Below are 26,276 nucleotides of genomic sequence, written 5' to 3' on the forward strand. Positions count from 1 at the left end.
GACGGGTAATTTACGCAACCGGAGCTTCTGGCATGAATGAAACACCCAAAAGTCTGCGTCTGCACATAGGCATCTATGGTCGGCGCAATGTTGGCAAGTCTTCCCTGCTCAACGCACTGGCGGGGCAGCAGGTTTCCATTGTTTCCGACACGCCCGGCACAACCACCGATCCTGTGGAAAAAACGCTGGAACTGGCGCCCCTCGGGCCTGTGGTATTTATTGATACTGCGGGCATTGACGATGTCGGCGCGCTGGGCGAGCTGCGCAAGGAGCGCACGCTTAAGGCCCTTGAGCGCACGGACGTTGCCCTGCTGGCCGCAGAGCCGGGGCAGTGGGGCGAGTATGAAGATTTTTTTGTGGGCCAGTTGCGTGAGCGCAAAATTCCTTTTGGTGTGGTTTTGGGCAAGTGCGATCTGGCGGCCTCTTCTGCCGGGCAGCTTGGCGGGCTGGATAAGGACGGCATCCGCTGGATGAGCGTATCCGCCATGACAGGCAAGGGCATGGGGCAGGTGCGTGAAGCGCTGGCGGCCCTTGCGCCGGAACACTGGTTTGCAGAGCCGCGCCTGCTGGGCGACCTGCTGCCAGCGGGCGAGCTGGCAGTGCTGGTGGTTCCCATCGACCTTGGCGCGCCCAAGGGGCGGCTCATACTGCCGCAGGTGCAGGCCATACGCGATATTCTCGACAGCGACGCCTCCTGCATGGTGGTGAAAGAGCGGGAACTGGCCCCTGCGCTGGCCCGGCTGAACAAAAAACCCGCTCTCGTGGTCTGCGACTCGCAGATTGTGCTCAAGGCCGTGGCCGACACGCCGCCAGATATCCCGCTGACCACATTTTCCATTCTCATGGCCCGATTCAAGGGCGATCTGGCGGCTTTTGCCAGGGGCGCGGCTGCCATCGACCAGTTGCAGCCCGGCGATGCCGTGCTGGTGTCCGAAGCCTGCGGGCATCATCCTTCTGCGGATGACATCGGACGGGTCAAGATACCGCGTTGGCTCAGGCAATACGCCGGGGGCGACATCCGCGTGGATAATCTGGCGGGGCGGGATTTCCCCGACGATCTCAGCCCCTACAAGCTCATAATCCACTGCGGAGCCTGCACCTTCAATCGACAGAGCATGCTTGCGCGCCTGGGGCGTGCCCATGAGCAGGGGATTCCCATGACCAACTACGGGCTGGCTATCTCACATGTGCAGGGTGTGCTGCGCAGGGTTCTTGAGCCTTTTCCCGCTGCCCTGACGGCTTTTGACGCCGTTTCACAGGCCTGAGCGGGTAGTGCGCCTGAAATCCGGTTGCGGGCAAAACAAGCTAACTGTCTTAATTAACAGATGTTAAATTGTACGTTGAGCAAGATGGTTCCTTTTTGCTAAATAAAATGTTGTTACGTAATTGACAAAAGTGTTACTAGAGAGCAATCTGCTCAAAACACTGTGCGCACATGCCGTGCTGTCATAACTATAGCGGCAACGCTTGCGTGGGCGAACACGGCTGTGTGGAATCTTGTTTGGGTATTTTTTGCTTGTTCGGTGTTACTTTTTTAAATTTTGTAACACATTCTCTCAGAACATTGGACTTATCAGGCTGCACACGTGCTGGTTTGGCTGGCAGTGGCGGTTCATGGCACAGGATTGGATGGTAAAGCATGCGTCGCGAAGAAATACTTGATCTCCTGTTTGCACAGCCCTTTGAGGCGGTGTGCGAACGTGCCGCCCGTGTGCTGGAAGAAGAAAAAGGCGCGCACGTGCATGTTCGCGGCCTGATAGAATTTTCAAATTCGTGCAGGCGCAACTGCCGCTACTGCGGTTTGCGCTGTGAGAACGGCAATCTGCGGCGGTACACGCTTGCCAAGGCGGAGATCATGGCAGCCGCCACGCGCGCCGTTGCCTTGGGTGCAGACACCATTGTGCTGCAATCGGGTGAATACGCCATTGATCCCATGTGGCTGGCCGATGTGATTGACTGCCTGCGCGGCGGGCTCAACGTGCCCGTGACCCTGAGCGTTGGCGAGCATCCGCGCGCGGCATATGCCCTGTGGAAAGAAGCTGGCGCAGTGCGTTTTCTGCTCAAGCACGAAACCGCCGATCCATTGCTCTACGAGGCCCTGCATCCTGGGCATGTGCTGGCAGAGCGCATTGCCAGCCTGCGTGTTTTGCAGCGGCTTGGCTACGAAATCGGCTCCGGTTTTATGGTGGGCCTGCCCGGTCAGAGCCTGAACACGCTGGCGGACGACATTATTCTGGCCCGCAGGCTTGGGGTTTCCATGTGCGGGGCCGGGCCGTTCATTCCGCAGCACGACACGCCGCTTGGCGCGTATCCTGCGGGCAACGCGCAGCTCGCCCTGCGTGTGATGGCCGTCATGCGCATTGTCATGCCCTGGGCCAACATTCCAGCCACTACGGCCCTGGCAACGGTGGACGCTCAGGGCGGGCAGCGTAACGGCCTGTTGGCGGGCGGCAATGTGCTTATGCCCTCGTTTACGCCGTCAGCTTACGGCAGTCAGTACTGCATTTACGACAATAAGAATCGTGTGGATATGCTTGGCGCGCGCAAGGCCATTGAAGGGGCTGGGCGCAGCCACACCCTTGCCTGTTGGCAGGAGCCAGCGGCACAGGATGTTGTTTCTGGCCTTTTGCCCTGTGCAGCTTCTGGCGCGCCTCACGCGTCGGCCTAGGCTCGAATTTACTTGCAGAATCAATAGGCGGACGCAAACGCGCCGCTGTGAACAAATCAACCTGTTACCCGCCAGGAGGCTGTAATGCCGCGCATTGAAATGGAACACATCGCGTACGAGCTCAATGTGCCCCCCCAGGGCGCGGACGGCGACAAGATGTTTTTTGTGCAGATTGATCCCGAAAAATGCATCGGCTGCGATTCCTGTCAGGAATACTGCCCCAGCGGCGCCATTTATGGCGAAACCGGCCTCACGCACAAGATTGCCCACCCCGAACCCTGTATCAACTGCGCCCAGTGCCTGACCCATTGCCCGGAAATGGCTATTTATGAGGTGCAGACCTGGGTGCCCGAGCTGCAAAAGAAATTGCAGGATAAAAGCGTCAAATGCATTGCCATGCCTGCGCCTTCTGTGCGTTACGCGTTGGGTGAAGCCTTTGGCCTCGCCCCCGGCAGCGTGACCACGGGCAAAATGCTGGCAGCCCTCAAGCAGCTTGGATTCTCCAACTGCTGGGACACGGAATTTGCCGCCGACGTGACCATATGGGAAGAAGCCTCGGAATTTGTGGAGCGCCTCGGCGCAAAGCGCGATCTGCCGCAATTCACCTCGTGCTGTCCCGGCTGGCAAAAGTATGCGGAAACCTTCTATCCCGACCTGTTGCCGCATTTTTCATCCTGTAAATCGCCTGTGGCCATGAATGGCCGCCTTGCCAAAACCTATGGCGCAGAAAAGGCCAAGTACGACCCCAAGAGCCTGTATACCGTTTCCATCATGCCCTGCGTAGCCAAAAAATACGAAGGCTTGCGCCAGGAATATGTACAGAATGACCTGCGCGACATCGACGCCACCCTGACCACGCGCGAACTGGCCTACATGATCCGTCAGGCGGGCATTGATTTTACCAAGCTGCCCGACGGTCAGCGTGATAGCCTCATGGGCGAATCCACCGGCGGCGCGACCATCTTCGGCGTGTCTGGCGGCGTTATGGAAGCAGCCTTGCGCTACGCCTATCAGGCCGTAACCGGCAAGCGGCCGGAATCGTGGGATTTCAAGCAGGTGCGGGGCCTCAAGGGCCTGAAGGAATATACGGTGACCGTCAACGGCATTGAACTGCATCTGGCGGTTGTGCATGGCGCAAAACGTTTTGCCCAGGTGTGCGATGAAGTGCGGGCGGGCAAATCTCCTTACCACTTTATCGAATTCATGGCCTGCCCTGGCGGGTGCGTGTGCGGCGGCGGGCAGCCCATCATGCCCAATGTGCTGCAAAGCGCAGAACGCAAGGCCACAAGCCTGTTTGCCGGATTGAAGCAGCGTCTTGCCAACACCCAGCCCAAAGCCTAGAGGAGCACGCCATGTCTATTATTGCCACCACCAGACGCGGATTTTTGAAGGGAGCGTGTATTCTCTCCGGCGGGTTGCTGCTTGGGGTTCGCATGGCCAACAAGGCCTACGCCGCCGCCAAGGATTTCAAGGATTATATGAGCGATCGCTCTGCCGCTGTGTACAGTGCCGATTCGGCCTTTCCCAAGCGCGCCAGTCAGGACAATACGCAGGTAAAGGCGCTTTACGATTCATGGCTCGGCAAACCCCTGAGCCATAAATCAGAAGAAAACCTCCACACCAAGTGGTTTGATAAATCAAAAGGCCTCAAGGCTCTTACGGCTTCAGGCGAATACCCCAACCCTCGCCACAAGGAGTTTGAGGGTACCGCCTATCCGTACGAATAAAGCCACGGCCTTTTCCACCTGAGGGACCCCAAGACCCCTCGGGCCAGACCCACGGCCGACACGGTATTGCCCCCCGTGTCGGCCAGTTTGAATGCTGGGCTGTCCCTGGCCATTTATTCAGGTCATCTGGCAGCCCGCAACAGAGCACACAGCGCACACGGGCTGTTCGCATACGTAGTGCACAGCCCTATAAATAATTTTTTGATTTCGGTGAGATATCCAGTGGCGGAGCATACCGCCCATAGAAACGTCAAGTTTGCAGCCTGTATTTTCTCTTTTTGCGAAAAAGCAATTCCCACGGGATGTTTTTTCACCGTCTGCCTGTCGAGTTCTCTATGCCACTATGGCTGGTCACCCGCCCGCACCGCCTGAGAATATGGGTCTTGCCGGAGGTTTTTTTATGTACAATCCCCAGTCGTTGCGCGCAGATGAATTTATTGACCACACAGAAGTGCTCGACTCCCTGAACTACGCAACCGAGCACGCGCGCGATGCAGAGCTTATTGATGCCATCATTGCCAAGGCCGCCCTTAAAAAAGGCCTGACCCACCGCGAGGCCTCTGTGCTGCTTGCCTGCGAGCTGCCGGAGAAAGTGGAGCAGGTGTACAGGCTTGCCAACCAGATCAAGCACGACTTTTACGGCAACCGCATTGTCATGTTTGCGCCGTTGTATCTCTCAAATCATTGCATCAACAGTTGCGTGTATTGCCCGTACCATTCGCAGAACAAAAACATCGCCCGCAAAAAACTTACACAGGAAGAAGTGGCCCGCGAGGTCATTGCCTTGCAGGATATGGGGCACAAACGCCTTGCGCTTGAGGCAGGCGAACACCCTACCATGAATCCCATTGAGTACATACTTGAGTGCATCAAGACCATTTACAGCATCAAGCATAAGAACGGGGCCATCCGCCGGGTAAATGTGAACATCGCGGCAACCACGGTGGAAGAATACACAATGCTCAAGGATGCTGGCATCGGCACATATATTCTGTTCCAGGAAACCTACCACAAGCAGAGTTATGAAAAGCTGCACCCCGCAGGACCCAAGCACGACTACGCCTGGCATACCGAGGCCATGGACCGCGCCATGCAGGGCGGCATTGACGATGTGGGCCTGGGGGTGCTTTTTGGCCTTGAGGGCTACCGCTATGAGTTTGCGGCCCTGCTCATGCACGCAGAGCACCTTGAAGCTGTGCACGGCGTTGGCCCGCACACCATCAGCGTTCCGCGCATTCGCCGCGCTGACGACATCAACCCCGATGTGTTCGACAATGGCATCAGCGACGATACGTTTGCCCGCATCTGCGCTTGTATCCGCGTGTCCGTGCCGTACACGGGCATGATTGTTTCGACCCGCGAGAGCAAGGCCGTGCGCGAAAAGGTGCTTCCGTTGGGTATCTCGCAGATCAGCGGCGGTTCACGCACCAGCGTGGGCGGGTATTATGAGCCGGAGCCGGAAGAAGACAATTCCGCACAGTTTGACGTAAGCGATCGCCGCACCCTGGACGAGGTGGTGCGCTGGCTCATGGAGCAGGGCCATGTGCCGAGTTTTTGCACAGCCTGCTACCGCGAGGGCCGCACTGGCGACCGCTTTATGGCCCTGTGCAAAAGCCAGCAGATTTTGAACTGCTGTCACCCCAATGCCTTGCTGACTCTCAAGGAATATTTGCAGGACTACGCCTCGTCGCAAACCCGGCAGATGGGCCTTGCCATGATAGAGCAGGAACTGACTAAAATTCCCAGCGAAAAAGTGCGCAAAAAGGCCAAGGAATACCTTGCCGCCATTGAAAACGGCCAGCGAGACTTTCGATTTTGAGAGACGTTATTCTGAAGGTTTTGCCTGGAAGATAAAAGAATTAGGGCGCATTGAAGCTATCTCAATGCGCCTTTTTGTATGTAGCCAGTAGTGCATGAGATATTTTTTATCTGCACTGGGCTTCAACCTCTCAGTTTCCCGCAGTCGCAAGTCACTTGCCCCACAGTTTTTTTTTGCTGCGGCAGTGCCTGCTTGCCATTCAGGCTAGGGCAACCCGCGGCAATTTTTATAAATTTCGTGCTATTTTTATTAAAAAAATAGCACGAAAATAAAATAGCAAATTATTTAAGGATGTTTTGTGGTTCTAGTTGATCTGCTTATCACCAGTCGTAAAAATAAAATTGTTTTTTTCACTTTTTGTGATTGCACGCAATTTCAAACAAATGATTAATACGTTAATATGATTGAACAAAAAATCCCTTTAATTGTACATTTTTGAACAGAAGCATGTATTTTTTTTAACAATTATTGACACAAAGTTTCTGGGGGAGTAGTATTTAACTTAATTTATAAATTCACAAACAACTGTTGTTTTAATTGTTTGTGGATTGATCAAGTATATATTTTCGTAAATTTTATTCCTATTACAAGGAAAAATTTATGTCTAGCAGCGAACTTGTTGACATTGTCTACATAATGGCATTCTGCCTTGGCGGTATGAGCTTTGCTCTTGGGCCATTTGTAATAGTTTTTTTTCTTGCCCCTCGCCTTACGCGCAACACTGTGGGCAAAACCCGCCAGATTGTTGAGTGCGGCATTGACCCTATTGGCGATGCCTGGATCAAATTCGGCGCGGTATATTATATGTACTCGCTGCTGTTCCTCGCCTTTGCGGTTGATATTCTCTTTCTCTTCCCTGTTGCGGTTATCTACAACAAGGCTTCTCCCATCAGTGATTTCCTGACGTTCGCGGAAGTTTTTCTGTTCGTGGGCATTTTGTCCCTTGTCATTCTGTACGCGTGGAAAAAGGGAGTGTTCCAGTGGCAACGGAAAATATATTCGGATCGGTAGTCCACTTTTCGCGGCTGGATTCGCTGCTGGACATGTGCCGGGCCAATTCGCTCTGGCCCATGACATTTGGCCTTGCCTGCTGCGCCATTGAAATGATGGCCACCGGCGCGTCCCGCTTTGATCTGGCGCGTTTTGGGGCCGAGGTGTTCAGGCCGTCGCCCCGGCAGAGCGATGTGATGATCGTTTCCGGCACCATCAACAAGAAGATGGCCCCGGCTGTGCAGATTCTCTACGACCAGATGCCCGAGCCAAAGTGGGTCATCGCCATGGGCAATTGCGCCATTTCAGGCGGGCCTTTTGTGTACGAGGGCCAGTACGGCGTGGTGGAGGGCGTGGGCAAGCTTTTTCCTGTGGATGTGTTTATTCCCGGTTGCCCGCCAAGGCCGGAGGCCCTGATTGAAGGCATCTTGAAGCTGGAAGAAAAACTCACAGGCACCCGGCGCTGGCCCGTGGTAACACCCCCTGGGCTTCCCGGTCCTGCGGCGGCGCAGGCGGCCAAGATGCAGGCGGAGGCGCAAGCGCCCCCGGCACCTGCCGAGGATGTTGCGGGAGAGGGGGGTGCCCCCGTGGGAACTTCTGGGGGAACCTCCGGGGATGACAAGGCGGGCAAGGAAGCAGGAGGGCATACGTCATGAATGCAGAAACCCTTGGCGCACAGTTGGCGGCCCTGCCTGGAGCCAGGGTCCGCGCCGCAGATCATGCCGCTGTAGGCTATGATCTTGATGTGGCGCTGCCGGAAAGCTCCCTGCTTGCCGCAGTGGGCATCATGGATGGGGCGGGGTACTTTATTGAAGGCATGACCGGGGTAGACTGGTTTGGCGAATGCGAAGCTCTGCGCAAGGAGGCCGAAGCCAAGGCCAAAAAGGCCGCCGAAGCCGCCGCTGCCAATGCAGAGGACGCGCCAGATGCCAGCCATGCCGCCCCACCTGAAACCTCTGCGCAGGATCCCATACCGCAGGAAGACGAGCTTGAAGTGGTGTACGACTTCAACCTCTATGCCGCCCGCCATCGGGTATGCTTGCGGGTGCGCACGCCGCGCTCCAACCCGCAGATTCACACCATCGCCGAAATTTATCCCATAGCCCACTGGCACGAGCGCGAGATTCACGAGTTCTTTGGCATCGTCTTTATCGGGCATCCTTATCTCATCCCCCTCTTGTTGCCCGAAGACGCGGAATACCACCCCTTGCTCAAGGACTACAGCGCATGAACTATCTTGCCCAAAGTCCCACAGACGAGCGGTTTGTTCTGAACCTTGGCCCGCAGCATCCGGCTACGCACGGCGTTTTGCGCGTCAAGATGGTCATGGACGGCGAGTATATAGTGGAGGCCGAGCCCGTGCTTGGCTACATCCACCGCATGCACGAAAAAATGGCCGAAAACCGCACCTGGGCGCAGTTTATGCCCAATACGGGCCGCATGGATTACCTGCATGCCCTGGCCTACAACCACGGCTATGCCTGTCTGGTCGAGCGCGCCGCCTCCATTGAAGTGCCGGAACGCGCCGAATTCATCCGCGTCATCACCAACGAGCTGAACCGGGTTTCAAGCCATCTGCTCTGGTTTGGAGCTTTTGTGCTTGACCTTGGCGGGTTCTCTCCGCTTTTGTACGCTTTTGACGACCGCGAGCAGGTCCTTGATCTGCTGGAATCCGTTACCGGGTCGCGGCTCACATACTGCTACTTCCGCTTTGGCGGCGTGTACAACGATGTTGACGATGACTTTGTAAGAGGCACGCGGGCCTTTATCGCGCGTATGCGCAAGCGCCTGCCCATGTACCATTCCCTTGTTTCCAAAAACCTCATTATCCAGCAGCGCCTTGTGGATGTGGGTTTTGTGCCTGCAGAGATGTGCCGCAAATACGGCGCAACAGGGCCTGTGGCACGCGGTGCTGGCATTGCCTATGACGTGCGCAAGCACGAGCCATACGGCGTTTATGACCGCTTTACTTTTGACGTGCCCGTATACTCCGAGGGTGATTCCATGGCCCGCTACAAGGTGCGCATGGACGAGATCGAGCAAAGCCTGCGCATTCTTGAGCAGGCCCTCGACTATCTGCCCAAAGGACCGGTTATGGCGGCCAAGGTTCCCAAAACTATCAAACCGCCAAAGGGCGACTATTACCACGCTGTGGAAACGGCGCGCGGTCTTCTGGGCATCCGCGCCGTCAGCGATGGCAGCGGCACCCCCTGGCGGCTCAAGTGGCGCACCCCCTGTTTTTCAAACCTGCTTGTTTTTGGCGAGGCGGGCAGGGGAATGCTGCTGCCTGATGCCCTGGCGCTGCTCGGCAGCCTTGACCTGGTGATTCCGGATATTGACCGCTAAGGAACACAGCCATGACGTTTTATTCCGAAATGCTGCGTCTTCTGGGGTATCTTGTAGGGTTCCTTGTCTTTGTGGCGCTTAACGCGGCCTATCTGGTATGGGTCGAGCGCAAGGTGGCAGGGCATATACAGCGGCGCATAGGGCCAAAGGAAGTTGGCCCTTATGGCCTGTTGCAGCCGCTGGCGGACGGCTTCAAGCTCATGACCAAACAGGTGTTCATTCCCAAGGATGCAGACGGCGTGCTGTTCTGCCTTGGGCCTGTGCTGGTCATGACCCCGGCCTTCATGAGTTTTGTGACCATTCCCTACACCGAGGGGCTGGTGGCGCGTAACCTTGATCTGGGGCTGTTGGCCATCTACGCCTTTGCCTCGGTAAACGTGCTGGGTCTCCTGCTCGGGGCGTGGGGTTCGCGCAACAAGTACGCGGTTATCTCTGCCGCGCGCGTGGTTTCGCAAAATGTGGCCTACGAAATCCCCATGCTGCTGGTTGTAGTGAGCCTTGTGATGGTCACGGGCACTCTCAACCTCAGCGAAACCGTTGCCACGCAGTCGGGCGGGTTCTGGCACTGGAATGTGCTGCGCCTTTCTGCAAGCCCGCTCATGCCGGTTTCGTTCATCATCTTTTTCATCTGCATGCTTGCAGAGACAAACCGCGCCCCCTTTGACATGGCCGAGGCCGAAAGCGAACTGATCGCAGGCGCTTTTACGGAATATTCGGGCATGGGTTTTGGCGTGTACTTTATGGGCGAGTACGCCAACGTGGTGGTCGGGGCCAGCCTGCTGACCCTGCTGTTTCTTGGCGGGTGGGATTGTCCGCTGGGGCTGTGGCCGGGGGCGCACTGGTTTGCCATCAAGCTTTACGGGGTCATTTTTACCGTTATCTGGGTACGCTGGACGTTTCCGCGCACGACCTTCTACGGCCTGCTGAACCTCTCGTGGAAGGTGCTTATCCCCATTGCGCTCGTCAACCTCATCATTACCAGCGCGTTGCTCAAGGTGCTGTAGTATGAACGCATACTTTAAAAATATCTTTTCAGGCGGGTGGAGCCTCTTTGTGGGCATGGGCATAACGCTGCGCTATTTTTTCAAGCCGGTGGTTACATCATCCTACCCACGCGAGGTGCTGCCCATCCCGCCGCGCTACAGGGGCCATATTGACCTTGTGTATGACCAGGAAACCGGCACGGACAGATGTATTGTGTGCGGATCGTGCCAGAAGGCCTGCCCCTCGGGCTGCATAGAGCTTGCGGGCGAAAAGCTGGATGGGGCCAAAAAGAAGACCCTCACGAGCTACAAACTGAATTTTACCAAGTGCAGCCTGTGCGGTATGTGCGTGGAATCGTGCCCTACAGACGCGCTGACGTTTTCTCATGACTACAATCTGGCCGGGTTTGACGAGGCGGAGTATCACTTTGACCTTGTACGGCGGCTCAAGGAGCGTCCCTGATGTCCAGTCATGAAACTATGCAAACGCTGGCCGAGGGCATTTTCTGGTTCTTTGTGCTGGTGACGTTCTGCGGCGCGGTGCTGGCTGTTTCGGCGCGCACTCTCATACGCCGTGTGGCTGGGCTTGCCCTGTGCTTCACTGGCGTGGCGGGGCTTTATTACTACCTTTCCAGCCCCTTTGTGGCCTTTATGCAGATGCTTGTGTATGTGGGCGCGCTGTGCGTCACCATAACATTCGCCATCATGCTGGCTGAAACGTCGGACGCAAACCGTGCCCCGCGCCGCAACAAGCTCAGCCTGTTTCTGGGCGCCGCGGCCAGTTGCGCCATCACAGCGGCGCTTGTGGTGCAATCCATCGTGGCTCCCTGGCCGGAAACGCCGCCCACGCAGATGGAAGGAACCATCGAGCGCATCGGGCAGGCCTTGCTGAGCACGTATTCCATGAGCTTTGAACTTATTTCCGTGGTTCTGGTGGTAGCCATGGTGGGGGCGCTCGCACTGGCCCGCCACGGGAGGGACAAGTGATGCACTACGCAAGCTTGAGTCAGTCTCTTGAAACCTATCTGGTCATCGGCGCGGCACTGTTCGGCCTGGGGCTGTTCGGCATGGCCATGCGCCGCACGTTCATAGGCATGCTCATTGCGTCCGAGCTTATCCTCTGCGGGGCATCGGTCAACTTTATGGCTTTTGGACGGTTTTGCGCGCCAGACACGGCAACCGGGCAGATCGCGGCCCTGTTTGTCATGGCCATCGCAGCGGCGGAAGCGGTCATTGTGCTTTCCATCATCATTGCGGTGTACCGGCTGTACAGATCTGTTGAAACGGACGCTCCGTCAGACCTCAAAGGTTAAGGGGAACAGCATATGGATATTGTTGAATCCGTCAGACCCCTGGCCGCCATACTTACAGCGTTGATCGGCGCATGCCTGATAATGCTGACGGGGCGTCGGCCCAACGTGCGCGAAACAGTTTCGTTTGTAACGGCGGTGGTCATGTTCTGCATCATCGCCTCCATGATCGGCGATGTTGCACCCGCGCCCATGGGGCACGGCCACACGCTGCACCTCACGCTTTTTCCCATCCTGCCGGGGCTTTCGGTAAGCTTTCGGGCGGATGCTTTTTCCATGGTATTTGCTCTGGTTGGCTCGTTTTTGTGGATTATCACTGTTTTTTACGCGGCAGGGTATATGCGCGGCTTGAACGAGCATGCCCAGACCCGCTTCAGCGCCTGTTTTGCCCTGACGCTTTTTGGGGCAATGGGCGTGGCCTTTGCCGACAATCTGTTTACGCTCTACCTGTTCTATGAGGTGGTGAGCGTGTGCACCTATCCGCTAGTGGCCCACCATCAGGATGCCGAGGGCTATGACGGTGCGCGCAAGTACATCGTGTACCTGACCACCACGGCCAAAGGGCTGGTGCTGCCAGCCATGATCGTCATCTACGTGCTCACGGGCAATCTGGATTTTGCCCACAACAGCCACACGGGCATCTTGTCCGCCGGGGCCAGCGATGCGCTGGCAACCGTGCTGTACGTTTGCTGCATTCTGGGTTTTGCCAAGAACGGCATCATGCCGTTCCACCACTGGCTGCCGGGCGCGATGGTGGCTCCCACGCCTGTCTCGGCCCTGCTGCATGCGGTGGCGGTGGTCAAGGTGGGCGTGTTTTGCACCACGCGCGTCATGCTCTTTGTGTTTGGCACCGACTTGATGAAAAATCTGAACCTTGGCGTGCCCACGGCCTACTTTGTTTCGTTCACCATTCTTGCGGCTTCCATCATTGCCTTGACCAAGGACAATCTCAAGGCGCGGCTGGCCTACTCAACGGTGAGCCAGCTCTCCTACATCGTGCTTGGCGTGGCGCTTCTGACCGTAGACGGCATACAGGGCGGCATAGTGCACATCGCCAACCACGCATTCTCAAAGATAACGCTCTTTTTCTGCGCGGGCGCGATCTATGTGGCAACGCATAAAAAGTGCATTTCTGAAATGAGCGGCCTTGGGCGCTCCATGCCCTTTACCTTTGCGGCTTTTGCCGTGGCCTCGCTTTCCATGATCGGCGCGCCGCCCGTGGCAGGGTTTGTGACCAAGTGGAAGCTGCTGGTGGGCGCAATGGAAATGCCCACGCATTCCATGGGCATACTACTGGTGCTGCTGGCAAGTACGCTTTTGAACGTGGCCTATTTTGCGCCTGTGACCTACAAGGCATTTTTCGGCAAAAGGCCGGAAGGTGAAGAAACGGGCATTCGTGAAGCACCGCTGAGCATGGTGGTACCCATCCTCATTGCGGCTGGCGTTTCCGTGTTCATCGGCATTTACCCCGATGCCATCATGTCCTTCGTGAAGGTGGTGACAGGATGATAGTGAACATCATCGAATTTTTCCGCGCCCGGCTCAAGGCTACCATTCGCGTGTGCCTGGTGGTGCTGGCCGCGCTGGTGGTGTGGGACGCCCTGTTTGTTTCAAAAGAGCATGTGCACACCTTTGTGGAGCGCATACCTGGGTTCTGGGCCGCGTTCGGCTTTGTCGCCTGCGTTGTGATTATCATCGTTTCCAAGTGGTTCGGCCATTTGGGCATTATGACCCGCGAGGATTATTACGATGACTGAGCCATGGATTCACCCCTCCGCAGTTCTGTTGCTGGGCGCGGTAATTTTGCCGCTGCTGCCCAAGGCCCTGCGCCGGATATGTATTGTGCTTGTGCCGGTGCTGGCCTTTTGCGCTGTGCTGCTCATGCAGGGGCACAATGGAGTATATGGCGTGCTGCCTTTCATGAAATGGCAACTCATATTCGGCAAGGTCGATGCGTTGAGCATGGTCTTTGCCTACATCATGACCCTCATGTGTGTAATCGGCTCCGTCTACGGCCTGCATGTGGAAGAAGCCGCGCAGCATTCCGCCGCCTGGACATATGTGGCGGGATCGCTGGGCGTCATTTTTTGCGGGGATTACCTGACGCTCTTCCTTTTTTGGGAGCTGATGGCCTTTTCCTCCGTATTTCTGGTGTGGTTCAGGCGGCGCAAGGAATCGCTGGCCTCCGGCTACCGATATCTGCTGGTGCACACTGCGGGCGGTTTGCTCTTGCTGGCAGGGCTTGTGCTGCGCTACCGGGCCACGGGCGATCTGACCTTCGGCCCCATCGGCGTGGCTGATCCGCAGCTCTACACCTACCTGATCATGGCCGGGTTTATCCTCAACGCGGCGGTGCCGCCCCTGCATGCATGGTTGCCCGATGCCTACGGCGAAGCCACGGTGACGGGCGCAGTATTCATGTGCGCCTTTACCACCAAAACCGCCGTATATGTGCTGGCGCGCAGCTTTGCGGGCATGGAGATTCTGGTGCCCCTTGGCGTGTGCATGGCCCTGTACGGCGTTGTGTACGCTGTGCTTGAAAACGATGCCCGCCGTCTGCTGGCCTACCACATTATCAGTCAGGTTGGGTACATGGTGGCAGCAGTGGGCATAGGCACGCCGCTGGCCATCAACGGTGCCTGCGCACACGCTTTTGCCCACATTCTCTATAAGGGACTGCTGTTTATGGGCTGCGGCTCTGTGCTGCACATGACGGGCGTGAGCAAGTTCACCCAGTTGGGCGGCCTGTACAAAAAAATGCCCAAAACCTTTGTATTCACTCTGGTGGGCGGGCTTTCCATTTCGGCCTTTCCTCTGTTCAGCGGTTTTGTGACCAAGGCCATGATCGTTGCCGCCGGATTTGAGGCGCACAATTACTGGGCGGGCTTTCTGCTCACTCTGGCCTCTGCGGGCACCTTCCTGCACACGGGACTGAAGGTCCCGTACTTCATCTGGTTTGGCAAAAACAACTGCTCCAAGGAAACATGGGAGCGCGCGGGCGATCCGCCGCTCAACATGCAGGCGGCCATGGCGGTGGCGGCGTTTTTGTGCATCTTCATAGGCTGCTACACGCCGTACCTGTACGACATGCTTCCCTTCCCCGAAGTGGCGGCGCAGTACCACCCGTACAGCGCGGCGCATATTTCTGAAACCTTGCAGATACTGCTGTTTACGGCCCTGGGATTCTTTTTGCTGCTCAAAAAGCTCACGCCGGAGCCTACCATCAGTCTGGATCTGGACTGGTTTTACCGCATGGGCGGCAGGCTGTTTTACTGGTTTGCGCGCAAGCCCGTGCAGTCTGTGGACAATGCCGTGGGCGAGGCCTGGAACCGGCAGGGCATAGTGCCGCTCATGCGCACGGCGCGCTTCTGGTCATGGTTTGACTGGCACGGCATTGATACTGTGGTTGACGGCACGGCCCGCAGCGTGCGCGCTCTTGGCGGAATGCTGCGGCACGTGCAGAGCGGCAGCCTGCAAATAAACATCATTTCCATGGCCGCAGTGGTGGCCCTGGTGCTCACGCTGCTGGCTCTTGTCTGAGCCGGGGTGAAAGGAGATCGCCACAATGGATTTTCTGAGCATGAACACCTTGGGGTATCCCATCCTCAGCATTCTTGTTTTTCTGCCGCTGGCAGGGGCTGTCATTGTGCCCCTGTTGCCGGGAGAGAACAGCGTGCGGGTGTGGACGCTGCTGGTCACTCTGGCAAACGCCGTTGTTTCACTGCCGCTGTTTACGCGGTTCAACCCCACATCCGCCCTGTACCAGTTTGCGGAGCACCACCCGTGGATTGCGAGCTTTAACGTCAACTACACCCTTGGCGTGGACGGCATTTCGCTGCTGCTCGTGATGATGACAACCCTCATCATGCCGCTGTGCGTGCTCGGGTCGTGGAAGTACATTCAGAAACGCGTAAAGGAATTCATGATCTGCCTGCTGGTGATGGAAACATCCATGCTCGGCGTGTTCATGGCACTGGATCTGGTACTGTTCTACGTGCTGTGGGAAGCCATGCTTATTCCCATGTATCTGCTCATCGCCGTGTGGGGCGGGCCGCGCAAGAGCTACGCCTCCATCAAGTTCTTTCTGTACACCTTGGCGGGTTCGGTATTTCTGCTGGTGGCCATTGTGGCCCTGTACATCAATCAGGGGACGTTCAGTATTCCCGCGCTCATGGGGCAACAGTATTCCGAACGCTTCCAGCTGTTGGTATTTCTGGCCTTTTTCATCGCTTTTGCCATCAAGGTTCCCATGTTTCCCTTCCACACCTGGCTGCCAGCGGCCCATGTGGAAGCCCCGACAGCCGGCTCGGTGATTCTGGCCTCGGTGCTGCTCAAAATGGGCACATACGGCTTTTTGCGCTTTTGCCTGCCCATTACGCCCGGCGCGGCTATCGGCCTGCTGCCTGCCTTGCAGTGGCTCTCGGTGGCGGGAATCCTTTACGGCGGCCTGACCGCCCTTGCGCAGCAGGACATGAAGAAGCTCATTGCCTACTCAAGCGTTGGGCACATGGGTTTTGTGACTCTGGGCATCTTTGCCCTTAACCAGCGTGGGCTTGAAGGTGCGCTGTTACAGATGATCAATCACGGCGTCACCACAGGGGCATTGTTTCTCTGCGTGGGCATGGTGTACGAGCGTTCGCACAGCCGCGAGCTCTCGGATGCGGCGGGGCTTGGCAAGTTCATGCCCATCTATGTGACGTACCTGACGTTTTTCTCGCTGTCATCGCTGGCCTTTCCTGGCACAAACAGTTTTGTGGGCGAGTTTCTTATTCTTGCCGGGGCCTTTTTCAACAACAAGATTGTGGCGGTATGCGCCATCCCCGGTGCAGTACTGGCGGCGGCCTACATGCTGCGCATGTTGCAGCGGGTGATCTGGGGCGGCACCAACAACCCCGACCAGTCGCGCATGTATGATCTTGGCTGGCGCGAGGCCGTGACCCTGGCCCCGCTGCTGGTGTTTGTTTTCTGGATTGGCTTGGCCCCGGAACCGTTTTTGCGCGTCATGAGGCCCAGCCTTGACCATCTGCTGGCGCAGACCGGCTACCATGCCCCGAGCGCATTGGCCCTTGCTGAACTTATTGCGCGTTGATGAACCCCAAGCACAGACATAAGGCCTACGCATGAACGCACATCTTTTTGCACCGGAACTGGTTCTTCTTGCAGGGTGTCTGCTGGCATTTTGCATGACTCTGACGGAAGCCCGGACGCAAACCCTGCGCCTGCTGGTTCTTTGCGTTGGGGCAGCCTTTGCCGCCACCTCAGTTCTTTGTCTTTTTGCCAAGGGAACCCTGTTTTACGGAGCCTACAGGGTAGACCTGTTTTCGCAGCTGGTAAAATGCGTGATGTCCATTGGTTTTACCCTGATGCTGCTTTTTGGGGCGGACACCAAGGGCATTTCCGTGCGCATGCGCCCGGAATATTATTTCTTTCTGCTCACAAGCCTCTTGGGGCTGACCCTGCTTTCAAGCAGCGTGGAGCTGATCACCCTGTTCATTGCCCTTGAGTTGTCGTCCTACTCGCTCTATCTGCTGGTGCCCATGCGCACACCATCGGACAGCATGCGCGCGCCCATGGAAGCGGCCATCAAGTATCTGCTCTTTGGTGTGACGGCGTCTGGCATCATGCTTTTTGGCATGAGCTGGATTTTTGGCATCGCGGGCAGCACCTACCTCGACCAGATATTGCCAGCCATGAGGACAGCCGGTTCACACGCCGCCCCTCTGGTGGGGCTGCTGATGCTCTTTTGCGGCATGTTCTTCAAGCTGGCGGTGTTTCCCTTCCACTTCTGGGCACCGGACGTGTATCAGGGCGCATCCAACGACACCACGGCCTTTATCGCCTCCATACCCAAGATTGTGGCCGTGGCCGTGCTGGCGCGGTTCTGCTCCATGGCATATCCCGGCGAGGGGCACGTGGCGCTGCTGCTGACCGGGCTTTCCATTGCCTCCATGTGCTACGGCAACCTCACGGCGCTGGTGCAGACCGACGTCAAGCGCATGCTGGGCTTTTCGGGCATAGCGCATGCCGGGTACATCCTCATGGGTATGGCGACCCTGCAAGGCTGGGGCATTGCCACGGCGCTCTATTACGCCACGGGCTATCTCTTTATGATGCTGGCGGCATTTCTGGTGCTGTGCGTGGTGTCGCCCGACGGTCGTAACCTGAGCATCAAGGATCTGAACGGCCTTTCACGGCGCTCGCCCATGCTGGCATTTGTTCTGGGCGTGAGCATGTTCGCCCTGGCGGGCATTCCGCCCTTTGTGGGCTTTATGGGCAAGTTCATGTTGCTGACAGGCGCGTGGCGGGCGGGGCATACGGCCCTGGTTATCATTGCCGCCATCAATACGGCCATTGGCATATACTATTATTTGCAGGTGGTGCGCGCCGTGTATACCGAGGCCGCGCAGCATGATGCGGAACCCATTGTGCCGCATGTTGGCGCGCGTATGGCGGGCATATGCCTTGTGGGGTTGGTTCTGGCCCTTGGCATCGCGCCTGAAAGCATGCTCCAGCTGGCCAAGGAAGCGGTGCAGGCCGCGTGGTAGGCTGACAGATAAGCCCTTAACATTGCAAAAAAACAAAGGCCGATGCTGACCACAAAGGTTGCATCGGCTTTTGTTTTTTGCTGGCCTACAAGGAAATGTGCCTGATTTTCGCGGCATTGTCGCGTTGCACCGTGCGGTGGTAGCGAACAGCAGGGTATCCAAAAAGCATTGCATAAAAAGGTGTTTCAATCTCCAGACCGAGAATGGGGCGTAGTTCTGGCGCAGTATCAACCGCAAATTTCAGGAATCCGCACCATGTTGTACCCAATCCGCTGCACTGGGCGAGCAATTCAAAATATGCCAGAGCAAGAGAAATATCTTGTATCGGGGAACTTGCGTTCGCTGCCGCGGAAACAACAAGCAGGTGCGGCGCGCCTCTAAAAATTTCGTCTGCTCCCTGTTGCCTGTAGGCTGCTACAGCCGCCGGTAAAAAATCTGGCATCAACTCGTTGCATTCAATCTTTTTTTCAATTGATTCAATCACCCTTGTGCGTAGTTTTTGCATCACGCTGAGGTCATTCACCACGCCAAAGCTCAAGGTGCGATCATTACAGCCTGTTGGCGTATTTGCCAGCGTGGCAAGAAGATCGTCAATCATTCTGATTGGTACATTTTCCGAACTGTACTGGCGCACACTGCGCCGTCCACGCAACAGCGTGTGCATCTGGGTTGCAGATGGAATTTTTTCTGCGCTCAATTCAATGCTGTTCTCTGCCTTGAGGCCGAAAATACTTACTGCCCCTGTCGGGCATACGGCCAGACAATGCTGGCATTCAAGGCAATTATCCTCCAGCATGGGCGAAACCCGCGGCAAGCCGTCAGCGATGGAAATTATATGGCAAGGGCAATCGTTTATGCAGGCATTGCACTGGACGCACTTTTGTGGATCAACTGTAAATTGTATCTTCTTCATGATTGTGTCCTTTGGTGCAGCTATGCTGGCAGGATATTGATGCTTTGTATCAATCCGTGTTCAACAGTAAATTCATAAGAAAACTTTTGCGGACTCCCTGGAAAGTTTCCTTTTGTCAGCGCCATGACTTTTGTGCCCTCAGCGGTAGTAGTAGCATCAAGAACAGTTGTGCAAAGATCAAATTTTTCTTTTGAATCTGCAACAAAAGCCTTGATGGCATTTATTCCGCGGATGTCATTGTTATCGGCCGGGTCAAACAGCACAGCCTTGCTGGCAAGGCAACTATCCAGTTTTTCAGTTTCGGCGGTGTTCATTGTTTCCATAAATATTTTCACAGCCTCTAGCATGTTTACGTTCATGGCAACCTCCATAATTTTGTTGCAATTTATATCTAGCAGAGTAAATATGACAACGTTATGTCATGTTTTACGCGCCTGATGGAGGCCAGAGTGAAAATTGACCGTCTTTTGTCCATTGTGATGATTTTGCTGGAAAAGAAAAAAGTAAGCGCCACAGAACTTGCCCAGACGTTTGAAGTATCTGTGCGAACCATTTATCGCGATGTCGATACAATAAATCAGGCGGGTTTGCCCGTGGTCACGTATCCCGGTGCAAAGGGGGGCATCGGCATTCTTGAAAGCTACAAGGCGGAAAAGCGTTTCTTCACGTCGCAGGATGTGACCATGATCCTGATGGGGCTGGGCAGTATTCGCACGTCTTATTCAAGCGCCGAGGTGGCAGGAGCAATTGCAAAAATCAAAGGGCTTGTTCCTGAGGCAGAGCGCAAGGCAATTGAATTGCAGGCAGGACAGGTATCAATTGATTTGACTCCCTGGGGCAACAATCATGCCGGTATGGCAGCGCTCGTGAAAATTCAGCAGGCCCTGAAAGATAACAGGCTATTGGTGTTTGAGTATAATGACCGTAAAGGGCAGCGGAGCGCCCGCCGTGTAAAACCATATAAACTGATTCTTAAACGAAGGAGCTGGTATCTTGGGGGATATTGCCTGATGCGTGATGGCATGCGCCTTTTTAAAGTTTCCCGCATGATTGAAACGAAACTGTGCAAGGAATCGTTCTCTCCGCGCACTGTTACCACAGAGGATTTTATTGTTCGCAATTTTGACGATGCAGAATGCATGGATGGAATAATACGTATATCTGCAAGGGCTAGAGAGACAATTGTGGAACTGTTTGGCGATGATGCGCTTGAGCAGGAGAGTGAAAATACCTGGTTGGCCAGAATTCCATTAACTGACAATGATCAGGGGCACGGCTTTATTGCCAGCCTTGGCTGCGATGCAGAAGTGCTCGCCCCTGAATGTATCAGGGAAAGCATGAAAGAATATTTCAGAAAAGCCATGAGCGTCTATTGTTAATGTAAGCCTTTACCAGCCCGCTCATTTTTATTCCAATGCTGTGTTATGGCGTTGCTGTATCCGGCAGCAGGGCGAGGGCGTAGCAATTGCGCACTTCTGCAAGGTTGCGCTGCGGCACCCCTGCGCTCAAGAGCAGACTTTCCCAGTTCTGGCGGATTGTTCCCCTGATTTCTTCAACAATCATCTGCGCTTCATCGGGGGCAAGGCCAAAGTGCCGGGCCGCGGCCAGCACGTTGCTCATGGCGGTGCTGCGGCCCTCCGGCCCCACATTCAGGTGCAAGGCCCGTGGGGCATCGTCCATCACAGGCTGCGGCACCACGTCATACGCCGGGGAAAGTCGCCAGCCGGACCGGCCATTCTGGTCAGCCACGTGCAGAAAACCATGATTGCGCAAATGGTCATCGGAGTTGTTGCACAGAGCATTGAAGACCATACGCCGATATAACTCGCGGATATCACTGCGCGTTGCTTCGGCGCTGTAAAAATCCCGCCGCATAGCTGTTACAATGTCAGTATACGCGGCGCGAGCCTCCGGCCCGGCTGCGCCAATGAGGGTCATGGCTGAAACAAAGGGCAGGCGGTGCAGGGCGCCGTTGTGAATCTGGCGGTCAAAACGCTCGACCAGCAGGATATCGCGATTGCCCAGAACCGTAATTCGCCTTGTTTCCGGCACGTTGATGCCGCACTTTGCCGCAAGGAGCATGTTCGCATGCTCAATGCGGCAGGTCGGCCAGGCCTCACGCTCCTTGCTGAATTTTGCAATCCAGAATTTGCCGTCCTGCTCAAACGAGGCCTTGGGCCTTGCCCCGCCAATGGAAGAACCGCGCACAAAAAAGCGTCGATACTGCGGATTGAGATCGTCTGCCTGCTCCACATTGTCTGTAGCGAGCAGCATGCCCTGAAGGTCAAGTTCTGCGCCGGGGAGGCCCTGCGCCCAGGTTGGCACATCAGTAAAGGGGACGGCATTGGGCACGCTGCTGAAACCGAGCGCGCCGATTCTGTCTGGCCCGGCATAGAGCATGTAGTCAAATTCGCCAAGGTGGGAGCCGGAGGATTCGGCGGCGATATCAAGAACGTGACGGCCCCAGTCGTCAGGGCAGGCATCGCGCAGCCCGTTAAATAGCGCGCCGCCCAGCGGGCCTTCGTAGGTGTGTTCACGTTGCAGGGGCAGCGCAACAGGGTCAACGGCAACCGCGTCAGGCCGCTCCAGATACCGGTTGGAATACTCAAAGAAGCACTGGCTAAAACGACCATCCTGAACATAGCGCAGGCGTCCGGCAACAACAAAGCTGCCCCCAAGGTGCATATGCACATACGCCACGCGGGTTATCATGACCAGTCTCCCTTAAAAATCGTAGGAAATTTTGTTCTTGTCGTCCGTGTTGCCTTCAAGCCGCCTGCGTTCGTGGGCAAGGCCGATCATATCCGTTTCCATGGCGGCCACGTTGTCCAGGTCGTTTTCAAGCCCGAGGGTGAGCAGGGCCGTCGCGAGCGCCCCTAGGCTCGTGCCTGGCGTGCCGCTTTCGAGCCTTCTGAGCGAGCCAACCGAAATCATCATGAGTCTGGCCATTTCGTTCAGGGTCAGACCCCGCCGTTTTCGCGCCAGTTTTATTCTGCGCCCCAGGTCTTCAATTTTTGCCAGAACTCTGGGGGGCAGCGCATCTATGGAAGCCGATGATTTACTCATAAATGATATTTTTTTGCCATTTTTTGTCAATATATAGACAAATAAGAACTGGTCAAGTGGAAATGCACTCAACTTCGCCGCTATGCTCGGGGACGGTGGGGCCAGTCAGTCTGGTCACAGCCAATCGCTGAAGTTCTGGGCCAGGCCTTGAACGGCATCTATGAATTTTCCCACATGATAGCCGTCGCACACTGCGTGATGCACTTGAATGGAAAGCGGCATGTGTGTCTTTCCGTTTTGTTCCAGATAGCGTCCAATAGTAAAAATGGGCGGAAGGTATGTTCCCTCGCCGTAAACATTCAGATTGAAGCCGGTGAAGCTCTGCCAGGGAAAGGATGAAACCGTGAACAAATTTTCAGGCATGTTGTTTTGAGGAAAAAGCGTATCAGAGTTGCCGTATTTTTCCATGTCGTGAATGCAGTTGTCATAAAATTTGCTGAAATTACTATCAAATGACGTGAATATGCTGCTGAACGTTTCAGTTCTTTTATTCAAAATCGTGTAACTCGGGCTTGTTGATTCCCAGCAGCCAAGCTCGCCGCGAGTGTTTATAGCCATCCTGAATTCTTGAAAATTATTAACTGCGCGTGAAAGTATGTATACTTGTGCAGGGTATGCCTTAATTCCACGAAGTTTCAATTCTTTTACAAGTGAATCAATTTCTATATTTACTGTGATGCTGTAAGTACAGCGAACAGTATGAACGTAATGCTGATAATAAGATTTTCTTTTCCAGGTGTCCAACTCGATTACATTAAATGACATGAAAAAACAGTCCTTTTGCTATTGCTTGCTCGTCACGAAAGTACGCAAGCCCTGAGTAGTTTTTTGCCGTTCACAGGCCGCCGCCTCCACCCCCGCCAGAGCCGCTGCCTGCGCCGCCCCCGCCGGAGCTGAAACCGCTGGCGGATGAGGATTCGGCAGACGCGGAGGAGGCGCTCACGGCGCTGCCAAAACCATTGGAAAAGTCGCTCCAGCCGTCATGCCCGTGCACAAGGGCGACATCAACGCCGGAGTCTTCCAGCGCTGCTGCCTGAAGCTGTTCGGCAAACCTGTTGCACCACGTTTTTTCCAGCCCCAACACCAGCGCATAGGGCAGCAGACGGCGGAAAACCTCGGGCGTGTCTTCGGGCTTTTCGTCCTGGGCGCCTACCTGCTCCATGCGTGGCAGCTCTGCGGTTCGCATGTACATGGCAAGGCCTTCAATTTCGTCCAATACCTGGCGCGCTGCGGGGCTGGGAGCCTTGATGACGGCTGTGAAGACAATGGACGTGATAATCATGAGCAGAAGAAGCAGCCACCCAAGATCGTAAAAATAAAACTGAAGACCAACCGCAGTTACCCCGGCCAGTGGCAAAGCCATAAGCCCCAGAGTTTCCAGCAGGGATTTTGCCTGCTGCCGCACAAGCAGCAAGGGGAGCGCCAGCGCTGCGCAAAAGGCCAGGCAAACCGCGAGCAACAGCAGAATCAGCGACAGTTGCGAGTTCTCCGGGGCAAGCAATGCAGGATCAACTTCCCAAAAGCTCGCCGCAAAAGCCAGCGGCAGCACCAAAAAACAGCCAAGCACCGCAACCCAGGTGTTCAATTGCCATGCGCCCTTAAAGTTTTGCTTAAGGTTTGCCCTGGCAGCGTTGAAAATACTGCGGACATCTTCATTTTTGGGGCGCAGCAAGAGTTTTTCACCTTTGCCAGTACTGCGTACAAGCTCGCGGTACACGGTCTGTTCTTCTGCGGTAAGCCCCTCTGTGCGCCCGTTTGATGCGGCGAGCAGCTCCAGCGCATAGGTTTTAGCGTCCGCCTTGCTTATGCGGCACAACCCCTTGAACGCCAGAGCCAGAAACGTGGCGGCAAGCCCCCGGCCAGAGATGCGGGTCGACTTGTAGAAGAACTCCACCGCCAGCGGCGAAAGCACTTGCGGCGTAGCCTCAGCAGTAGATTTTTTGCTCCATTGAGCGGCCTTGGGCGGGTAATAGCGGGGGAATATGGCACCCTTGGGCGGGTCAATGCCAAGGCGTTGCCAAAGTAGAAAATAATAAAGAAAAACAGCGCAAAAAGCCAGACACTGCGCGGGCAGCAAGGGATTATCATACAGGACTTCAAAGAGCAGGCCCCGCTCCCTGATGACACGCTCCTCTTCCTGCCGGGCCAGCTCCAGGGCTTCGTCCTCCCTTTGTTGCTGCAATGCAAGCGGAAGCACCGGGTCGGCAATGCTCTGCCTGTCAAAGGCCACAGCCACCGTAAGCTGCGTGTCAGGCTCAAGGGTGCTGGCAACGGTAAAGGACGCTTCATTGGTTTGTGGTCTGCCAATTGTGATGTGGTCGGAATTTCTGGAGCCAGGTAGCCCGGCCCACGCGGCGGTTTGCTGCACGGCTACGCCTTTGGGCAGAATAACGCGACACGAAGCGTTATGGATGGGGAAGCCCCATACGCCAGTGGCGTTCCAGTTGAGTTCCCCGTTGGATTCATAAAAGCGCAGGTGCAGGGAAGTGTCGTATTCAAGCACAAAGCGGTGCTGCCCAGTGGAGAGCGGCTCCTTGCCGCGCATGAGCACCCGAATGTAGTCGCCCCTGACTTCGGTTTCGACCGGGTTGAGGGGCACTCCGTCAATGCTTGCGGATGTAACGGAGAAAGGAACCGTGCCGCTGTAGTTTGCCGGGCCGGAATAGAGCAGGGGGAGTTCGCGATATATGCCTTTTTTAATCTGATTGCCTTCCGCATGCACAACAATTGCTTCGCGCACATGCATGCTGCCGTCCTGATGGATTGTGACGGTAGAGGCAAAGCTCTCTATGCGTTCCTGCGCGTAGACAGCAAGGCACATGGCATGGATGCAGAGCAGCAGGGCGCATACGGTCAGTGTAATGCGGCGTGTAAACCAACTGCTGGCATAGGGCGTGTGCATGGCTTCATCCTTGCGCAGACTGTTTGTGGGGGGGATGCAGTGACGTTGGCGGTGGTTAAAAAAGCAGGTCGGGCAGACTCAGGGCCGCCAGCCCCACGGAGCCGAGCAGGCCCATGAAGGCCAGAGCCATCCGCGCAAAATTGCCGCGTATATAGCACCGCCGCGCATACCACAGCCAGACCAGCCCTGCGGCAAGGTTGCAGCCAAGCAAAGTATCTGACCGCCGCGCCATGATAAGCACGCCAGAAACCCAAAGCTGCAAGGCCGCCATCAAGGCAGCTGCCATGAAGTACAGGGCATGCCGCCACAAGCGGCTGCCCAGCCCGGCTTGCCTGTTATTGTGCACCAACATCAGGAACTGCCCGTTCTGCTGGTGAATCAAGTTCAAAATACGCCACAGGGGCAAAGTGGAAAAATCCGGCAACCAGATTGCCGGGGAACTGGCGGACTCGGTCGTTCTGCTCCCTTGCTGCGCCGTTGTAGTAGCGGCGGGCCATCTGGATTTCGTCCTCCAGCGTGGCGAGACTTTGCTGCAACTGGCGATAGTTTTCGCTGGCCTTAAGCTCCGGGTAGGCCTCCGCAATGGCAAAGAGTTTGCCAAGCGCGCCGGAAAGCAGATTCTCCGCCTTGGCCTGGGCCGCAACATCACCCTGCGCGGAGAGGCTGCGGGCACGCGCCGCGCTTACTTCTTCAAACAGGTTCTTTTCGTGGCTGGCATACTGCCTGACGGCGCTGACCAGATTGGGCACCAGATCGTGCCGCCGTTTGAGCTGCACATCAATACTGCTCCAGGCTTCGTCCACCATGTTTTTGCCGCGCACCAGGGCATTGTAAAGGGCTACAATGACCGCAAACATAATCACAGCGGCCCCTATGGCGATCAAGATGCCGGTGCTCATGCGAACTCCTTGGATTGGTTGGGGACGGTAAAAGGCCAGTTAATGTTGCTATAAAAACTGGCATATGTGCGCTATTCGGTCAATGCCTCTGAGCCGTCAGCCACAAGG

General features: G+C 55.9%; 26 protein-coding genes and 1 pseudogene. 19 read left to right on the forward strand and 8 right to left on the reverse strand.

Annotated elements, in window-relative coordinates; all coding sequences use genetic code 11:
* The first annotated feature begins 32 nt into the window (after positions 1 to 32).
* The 18 genes and pseudogenes from hydF to QZ383_RS08365 all read left to right on the forward strand — a co-directional run bounded on the left by hydF (position 33) and on the right by QZ383_RS08365 (position 18,388).
* Positions 33 to 1,265, forward strand: a complete 1,233-nt coding sequence (hydF, locus tag QZ383_RS08280; RefSeq protein ID WP_291444580.1) for a [FeFe] hydrogenase H-cluster maturation GTPase HydF — start codon at positions 33 to 35, stop codon at positions 1,263 to 1,265.
* Between the two features lie 374 nt (positions 1,266 to 1,639).
* Positions 1,640 to 2,668, forward strand: a complete 1,029-nt coding sequence (gene hydE, locus QZ383_RS08285; RefSeq protein ID WP_291444582.1) for a [FeFe] hydrogenase H-cluster radical SAM maturase HydE — start codon at positions 1,640 to 1,642, stop codon at positions 2,666 to 2,668.
* An 84-nt stretch (positions 2,669 to 2,752) separates the two neighbouring features.
* The gene (locus QZ383_RS08290; protein WP_291444584.1) at positions 2,753 to 4,009 is read left to right on the forward strand and encodes a [FeFe] hydrogenase, group A; all 1,257 of its coding nucleotides are present in this window, start codon (positions 2,753 to 2,755) and stop codon (positions 4,007 to 4,009) included.
* Between the two features lie 11 nt (positions 4,010 to 4,020).
* The gene (locus QZ383_RS08295) at positions 4,021 to 4,395 is read left to right on the forward strand and encodes an iron hydrogenase small subunit (protein ID WP_022658755.1); all 375 of its coding nucleotides are present in this window, start codon (positions 4,021 to 4,023) and stop codon (positions 4,393 to 4,395) included.
* A gap of 400 nt (positions 4,396 to 4,795) precedes the next feature.
* Entirely contained in the window at positions 4,796 to 6,214 is a 1,419-nt protein-coding gene (hydG, locus tag QZ383_RS08300) for a [FeFe] hydrogenase H-cluster radical SAM maturase HydG (RefSeq protein WP_291444587.1), read from the forward strand.
* Positions 6,215 to 6,814: 600 nt separating this feature from the next.
* On the forward strand, positions 6,815 to 7,225 hold the full coding sequence (locus QZ383_RS08305) for an NADH-quinone oxidoreductase subunit A (protein ID WP_192111829.1): 411 nt from the start codon (positions 6,815 to 6,817) through the stop codon (positions 7,223 to 7,225).
* Positions 7,210 to 7,665 (forward strand): annotated as a pseudogene (gene nuoB / locus QZ383_RS08310) (NADH-quinone oxidoreductase subunit NuoB); the annotation flags it as partial. The gene QZ383_RS08305 and the pseudogene nuoB, both read left to right, overlap by 16 nt.
* 191 nt (positions 7,666 to 7,856) lie before the next feature.
* Complete coding sequence (locus QZ383_RS08315; RefSeq protein WP_291444590.1) at positions 7,857 to 8,435, forward strand: NADH-quinone oxidoreductase subunit C; 579 nt, start codon at positions 7,857 to 7,859, stop codon at positions 8,433 to 8,435.
* Positions 8,432 to 9,550, forward strand: a complete 1,119-nt coding sequence (locus tag QZ383_RS08320; protein ID WP_291444592.1) for an NADH-quinone oxidoreductase subunit D — start codon at positions 8,432 to 8,434, stop codon at positions 9,548 to 9,550. Before QZ383_RS08315 ends, QZ383_RS08320 begins: the two co-directional genes overlap by 4 nt.
* 11 nt (positions 9,551 to 9,561) lie before the next feature.
* Entirely contained in the window at positions 9,562 to 10,554 is a 993-nt protein-coding gene (gene nuoH / locus QZ383_RS08325) for an NADH-quinone oxidoreductase subunit NuoH (RefSeq protein WP_291444593.1), read from the forward strand.
* Position 10,555: 1 nt separating this feature from the next.
* Positions 10,556 to 10,996 carry an NADH-quinone oxidoreductase subunit I gene (locus QZ383_RS08330; protein WP_291444594.1) on the forward strand — a complete coding sequence of 147 codons (441 nt, stop codon included), beginning with the start codon at positions 10,556 to 10,558 and terminating at the stop codon, positions 10,994 to 10,996.
* Positions 10,996 to 11,520: an NADH-quinone oxidoreductase subunit J gene (locus tag QZ383_RS08335; RefSeq protein WP_291444595.1), complete on the forward strand. Its 525-nt coding sequence runs from the start codon at positions 10,996 to 10,998 to the stop codon at positions 11,518 to 11,520. Before QZ383_RS08330 ends, QZ383_RS08335 begins: the two co-directional genes overlap by 1 nt.
* Positions 11,520 to 11,846 (forward strand): NADH-quinone oxidoreductase subunit NuoK, encoded by a 327-nt coding sequence (nuoK, locus tag QZ383_RS08340; protein WP_192111823.1) that lies wholly within the window; start codon positions 11,520 to 11,522, stop codon positions 11,844 to 11,846. Before QZ383_RS08335 ends, nuoK begins: the two co-directional genes overlap by 1 nt.
* A 12-nt stretch (positions 11,847 to 11,858) precedes the next feature.
* Positions 11,859 to 13,352, forward strand: coding sequence for a monovalent cation/H+ antiporter subunit D family protein (locus tag QZ383_RS08345; RefSeq protein ID WP_291444598.1), 1,494 nt, complete (start codon positions 11,859 to 11,861; stop codon positions 13,350 to 13,352).
* Entirely contained in the window at positions 13,349 to 13,600 is a 252-nt protein-coding gene (locus QZ383_RS08350) for a hypothetical protein (protein ID WP_192111821.1), read from the forward strand. The genes QZ383_RS08345 and QZ383_RS08350 overlap by 4 nt, the downstream gene beginning before the upstream one ends.
* Positions 13,593 to 15,383 carry a Na(+)/H(+) antiporter subunit D gene (locus QZ383_RS08355; protein WP_291444600.1) on the forward strand — a complete coding sequence of 597 codons (1,791 nt, stop codon included), beginning with the start codon at positions 13,593 to 13,595 and terminating at the stop codon, positions 15,381 to 15,383. The genes QZ383_RS08350 and QZ383_RS08355 overlap by 8 nt, the downstream gene beginning before the upstream one ends.
* A 25-nt stretch (positions 15,384 to 15,408) precedes the next feature.
* Positions 15,409 to 16,932, forward strand: a complete 1,524-nt coding sequence (locus QZ383_RS08360; protein WP_291444602.1) for an NADH-quinone oxidoreductase subunit M — start codon at positions 15,409 to 15,411, stop codon at positions 16,930 to 16,932.
* Positions 16,933 to 16,963: 31 nt separating this feature from the next.
* Positions 16,964 to 18,388, forward strand: a complete 1,425-nt coding sequence (locus tag QZ383_RS08365) for an NADH-quinone oxidoreductase subunit N (protein WP_291444604.1) — start codon at positions 16,964 to 16,966, stop codon at positions 18,386 to 18,388.
* Positions 18,389 to 18,473: 85 nt separating this feature from the next.
* On the opposite strand, the gene QZ383_RS08370 is transcribed toward QZ383_RS08365, so the two are convergent.
* Positions 18,474 to 19,301, reverse strand: a complete 828-nt coding sequence (locus tag QZ383_RS08370; protein WP_291444606.1) for a nitroreductase family protein — start codon at positions 19,299 to 19,301, stop codon at positions 18,474 to 18,476.
* A 20-nt stretch (positions 19,302 to 19,321) separates the two neighbouring features.
* The gene (locus tag QZ383_RS08375; protein WP_291444608.1) at positions 19,322 to 19,660 is read right to left on the reverse strand and encodes a nuclear transport factor 2 family protein; all 339 of its coding nucleotides are present in this window, start codon (positions 19,658 to 19,660) and stop codon (positions 19,322 to 19,324) included.
* Positions 19,661 to 19,750: 90 nt separating this feature from the next.
* Here QZ383_RS08375 and QZ383_RS08380 point away from each other — a divergent pair, with 90 nt between their 5' ends.
* Complete coding sequence (locus tag QZ383_RS08380; protein WP_291444611.1) at positions 19,751 to 20,680, forward strand: YafY family protein; 930 nt, start codon at positions 19,751 to 19,753, stop codon at positions 20,678 to 20,680.
* A 43-nt stretch (positions 20,681 to 20,723) separates the two neighbouring features.
* Here QZ383_RS08380 and QZ383_RS08385 read toward each other — a convergent pair whose 3' ends face one another.
* The 6 genes from QZ383_RS08385 to QZ383_RS08410 form a co-directional block, all read right to left on the reverse strand.
* Positions 20,724 to 22,013 (reverse strand): HipA domain-containing protein, encoded by a 1,290-nt coding sequence (locus tag QZ383_RS08385; RefSeq protein WP_291444612.1) that lies wholly within the window; start codon positions 22,011 to 22,013, stop codon positions 20,724 to 20,726.
* A 12-nt stretch (positions 22,014 to 22,025) separates the two neighbouring features.
* Positions 22,026 to 22,367: a helix-turn-helix transcriptional regulator gene (locus QZ383_RS08390; protein ID WP_291444614.1), complete on the reverse strand. Its 342-nt coding sequence runs from the start codon at positions 22,365 to 22,367 to the stop codon at positions 22,026 to 22,028.
* A gap of 114 nt (positions 22,368 to 22,481) precedes the next feature.
* On the reverse strand, positions 22,482 to 23,132 hold the full coding sequence (catA, locus tag QZ383_RS08395) for a type A chloramphenicol O-acetyltransferase (RefSeq protein ID WP_291444615.1): 651 nt from the start codon (positions 23,130 to 23,132) through the stop codon (positions 22,482 to 22,484).
* Between the two features lie 70 nt (positions 23,133 to 23,202).
* Positions 23,203 to 25,269 (reverse strand): DUF2207 domain-containing protein, encoded by a 2,067-nt coding sequence (locus QZ383_RS08400; protein ID WP_291444616.1) that lies wholly within the window; start codon positions 25,267 to 25,269, stop codon positions 23,203 to 23,205.
* Positions 25,270 to 25,324: 55 nt separating this feature from the next.
* Positions 25,325 to 25,621 carry a hypothetical protein gene (locus QZ383_RS08405; RefSeq protein WP_291444618.1) on the reverse strand — a complete coding sequence of 99 codons (297 nt, stop codon included), beginning with the start codon at positions 25,619 to 25,621 and terminating at the stop codon, positions 25,325 to 25,327.
* Entirely contained in the window at positions 25,605 to 26,168 is a 564-nt protein-coding gene (locus QZ383_RS08410) for a LemA family protein (protein WP_291444619.1), read from the reverse strand. Before QZ383_RS08410 ends, QZ383_RS08405 begins: the two co-directional genes overlap by 17 nt.
* Between the last annotated feature and the right edge of the window lie 108 nt (positions 26,169 to 26,276).

It is taken from the genome of Desulfovibrio sp. (genome assembly GCF_019422935.1).
GTDB lineage: Bacteria > Desulfobacterota > Desulfovibrionia > Desulfovibrionales > Desulfovibrionaceae > Desulfovibrio.

Coding starts and splice junctions, on each gene's coding strand:
- QZ383_RS08320 (WP_291444592.1), top strand. CDS start 8,432: ATGAACTATCTTGCCCAAAGTCCCACAGACGAGCGGTTTGTTCTGAAC.
- nuoH (WP_291444593.1), top strand. CDS start 9,562: ATGACGTTTTATTCCGAAATGCTGCGTCTTCTGGGGTATCTTGTAGGG.
- QZ383_RS08410 (WP_291444619.1), bottom strand. CDS start 26,168: ATGAGCACCGGCATCTTGATCGCCATAGGGGCCGCTGTGATTATGTTT.
- nuoK (WP_192111823.1), top strand. CDS start 11,520: ATGCACTACGCAAGCTTGAGTCAGTCTCTTGAAACCTATCTGGTCATC.
- QZ383_RS08365 (WP_291444604.1), top strand. CDS start 16,964: ATGAACGCACATCTTTTTGCACCGGAACTGGTTCTTCTTGCAGGGTGT.
- QZ383_RS08315 (WP_291444590.1), top strand. CDS start 7,857: ATGAATGCAGAAACCCTTGGCGCACAGTTGGCGGCCCTGCCTGGAGCC.
- QZ383_RS08335 (WP_291444595.1), top strand. CDS start 10,996: ATGTCCAGTCATGAAACTATGCAAACGCTGGCCGAGGGCATTTTCTGG.
- QZ383_RS08360 (WP_291444602.1), top strand. CDS start 15,409: ATGGATTTTCTGAGCATGAACACCTTGGGGTATCCCATCCTCAGCATT.
- catA (WP_291444615.1), bottom strand. CDS start 23,132: ATGTCATTTAATGTAATCGAGTTGGACACCTGGAAAAGAAAATCTTAT.
- QZ383_RS08345 (WP_291444598.1), top strand. CDS start 11,859: ATGGATATTGTTGAATCCGTCAGACCCCTGGCCGCCATACTTACAGCG.
- QZ383_RS08390 (WP_291444614.1), bottom strand. CDS start 22,367: ATGAGTAAATCATCGGCTTCCATAGATGCGCTGCCCCCCAGAGTTCTG.
- QZ383_RS08400 (WP_291444616.1), bottom strand. CDS start 25,269: ATGCACACGCCCTATGCCAGCAGTTGGTTTACACGCCGCATTACACTG.
- QZ383_RS08385 (WP_291444612.1), bottom strand. CDS start 22,013: ATGATAACCCGCGTGGCGTATGTGCATATGCACCTTGGGGGCAGCTTT.
- QZ383_RS08375 (WP_291444608.1), bottom strand. CDS start 19,660: ATGAACGTAAACATGCTAGAGGCTGTGAAAATATTTATGGAAACAATG.
- QZ383_RS08290 (WP_291444584.1), top strand. CDS start 2,753: ATGCCGCGCATTGAAATGGAACACATCGCGTACGAGCTCAATGTGCCC.
- QZ383_RS08355 (WP_291444600.1), top strand. CDS start 13,593: ATGACTGAGCCATGGATTCACCCCTCCGCAGTTCTGTTGCTGGGCGCG.
- hydG (WP_291444587.1), top strand. CDS start 4,796: ATGTACAATCCCCAGTCGTTGCGCGCAGATGAATTTATTGACCACACA.
- hydF (WP_291444580.1), top strand. CDS start 33: ATGAATGAAACACCCAAAAGTCTGCGTCTGCACATAGGCATCTATGGT.
- QZ383_RS08305 (WP_192111829.1), top strand. CDS start 6,815: ATGTCTAGCAGCGAACTTGTTGACATTGTCTACATAATGGCATTCTGC.
- QZ383_RS08370 (WP_291444606.1), bottom strand. CDS start 19,301: ATGAAGAAGATACAATTTACAGTTGATCCACAAAAGTGCGTCCAGTGC.
- QZ383_RS08330 (WP_291444594.1), top strand. CDS start 10,556: ATGAACGCATACTTTAAAAATATCTTTTCAGGCGGGTGGAGCCTCTTT.
- QZ383_RS08295 (WP_022658755.1), top strand. CDS start 4,021: ATGTCTATTATTGCCACCACCAGACGCGGATTTTTGAAGGGAGCGTGT.
- QZ383_RS08350 (WP_192111821.1), top strand. CDS start 13,349: ATGATAGTGAACATCATCGAATTTTTCCGCGCCCGGCTCAAGGCTACC.
- hydE (WP_291444582.1), top strand. CDS start 1,640: ATGCGTCGCGAAGAAATACTTGATCTCCTGTTTGCACAGCCCTTTGAG.
- QZ383_RS08405 (WP_291444618.1), bottom strand. CDS start 25,621: ATGTTGGTGCACAATAACAGGCAAGCCGGGCTGGGCAGCCGCTTGTGG.